Origin of the sequence: Mesorhizobium sp. M7A.F.Ca.US.005.03.2.1, from assembly GCF_003997795.1 — a bacterium.
Lineage (GTDB): Bacteria > Pseudomonadota > Alphaproteobacteria > Rhizobiales > Rhizobiaceae > Mesorhizobium > Mesorhizobium ciceri.
On sequence record NZ_RZRP01001008.1, the window covers coordinates 1 to 2,074 of the forward strand.

The 2,074-nt window shown below is 65.4% G+C and carries 1 protein-coding gene; it reads left to right on the plus strand.

Annotated features, from left to right (window positions below):
- Nucleotides 1-8: 8 nt before the first annotated feature.
- A partial coding sequence (locus EN991_RS33870) for a bifunctional [glutamine synthetase] adenylyltransferase/[glutamine synthetase]-adenylyl-L-tyrosine phosphorylase (RefSeq protein WP_127370365.1) occupies nucleotides 9-2,074 on the plus strand: 2,066 nt, incomplete at its 3' end.

The window sequence follows — 2,074 nt, forward strand, 5'->3', positions numbered from 1 at the left end:
GATCACTGATGAGCACGGCTGCAAGAGCGAAAGATTGGCTGCTGAAGCCGGCGGCCAGGCTTGTTCCGCTGGACGAGGACCGTGCGCGGCTGGAACTGGCCGAGATCGCGTCCGCCGCACGCGAAGAAGGGGTGACGCGGCTGGCCAAGTTTCTGGCCGGCAAAGGGGAGGGCCAGGATTTCCTCGCCGCCGTCTTCGATCTGTCGCCGTTCCTGCGCGATACGGCACGTCGCCGGCCGCAAATCCTGGACGGGCTGTTCGAGCAGACAATCGAGGCTCGGCTGAAAGCGATCGGCGCCGCCATAGACCTGGCGCATTTGGCGGAGACCCTTTCGGAATCCGGCCTGATGATGGAGCTGCGCCAGTGGAAGTCGGAGGCGCATTTCCTCATCGCGCTGGCCGATCTTGCCGGCGAGGCCGAAACGGCGCTGACGGTCCGGCGGTTGAGCGACCTCGCTGACGCCTGTACCCGTGCCGCCGTCGACTTCCTGCTGCGCGACGCGCACGGCCAGGGCAAACTCAAACTGCCGGATGTCGACAACCCGTCGAAACAGTCGGGTTGGATCCTGCTCGGCATGGGCAAGCTCGGGGCACATGAGCTGAATTTTTCCTCGGACATCGATCTGGTGGTTTTCTTCGATCCGGAAGCACCGGCGGTCGTCGACCCGCTCGACGCCACCGAATTGTTTTCGCGGCTGACGCGCCGCCTGGTTCGCGTCCTGCAGGACCGCACCGAGCACGGATATGTCTTCCGCACCGATCTGAGGCTGCGCCCCGACCCCGGTTCGACACCGCTGGCGATCCCGGTTGAGGCGGCACTGCGCTACTATGAGGCGCGCGGCCAGAACTGGGAGCGCGCCGCCATGATCAAGGCACGTCCGGTAGCCGGCGATCTGGCCGCGGGCGCTGCCTTCCTCAAGGAGCTTCAGCCCTATATCTGGCGCAAATACATGGATTACGCGGCGATTGCCGACGTCCATTCGATCAAGCGCCAGATCCACGCCCACAAGGGCCATGGTGAGATCGCGGTCAAGGGCCACAACGTCAAGCTCGGGCGCGGCGGCATTCGCGAGATCGAATTCTTCGTCCAGACCCAGCAGCTTATCGCCGGCGGACGCTTCCCTGAACTGCGTGGCCGCGAGACCGTGCCGATGCTCGGCGAGCTTGCGACACGCGGCTGGATCACCATCGAGGCGCGCGATGCGCTCGCCCGCCAGTACTGGTTCTTGCGCCGCGTCGAACATGCCGTGCAGATGGTTGCCGACGAGCAGACCCACACGCTGCCGGAAGATGACGAAGGCTTGGAGCGCATCGCCCGCATGCTCGCCTTTGCCGATGCTTCTGCCTTTTCCCAGGCGTTTCGCGCCTCGCTGCAGCAGGTCGAACGCCACTACGCGGCACTGTTCGAAACAGCACCCGAACTGTCGACAGGCATCGGCAATCTCGTCTTCACCGGCGATGTCGACGATCCCGATACGCTGCAGACCTTGCACGGCCTCGGCTTCCAGCGGCCAAGCGACATCTGCCGCGTCATCCGAGGCTGGCATTTCGGTCGCTATCGCGTCACTCAGTCGGCGGAGGCGCGCGAGCGGCTGACGGAATTGACGCCGGCTCTGCTGCGCTCCTTCGGCCAGACGCGCCGGGCCGACGAAGCGCTGATGCGCTTCGACGAATTTCTCGCCGGCCTGCCGGCCGGCATCCAGCTGTTTTCCCTGCTGCAGTCCAATCCGGCCCTGCTCAAGCTCCTGGCAACGATCATGGGTGCGGCGCCCCGGCTGGCGGCGATCATCACCCGCCGGCCGCATGTCTTCGATGGTCTGCTCGACCCGGCCTTGCTGACGGAGCTACCGGACCGCGCCTATCTGTCGGCACGGCTTTCCGCCTTTGTCGAGGGCGACCGGCTTTATGAGGACGTGCTCGACCGGCTGCGCATTTTTGCTTCCGAGCAGAAATTCCTGATCGGCGTCCGGCTGCTCGCCGGCTCGATCGATCCGGCGCGCGCCGGCCGCGCCTTCTCCGATCTGGCGGATCTCACCATCGAGGCTGCGTTGCAGGCGGTGACGGCCGAATTCGC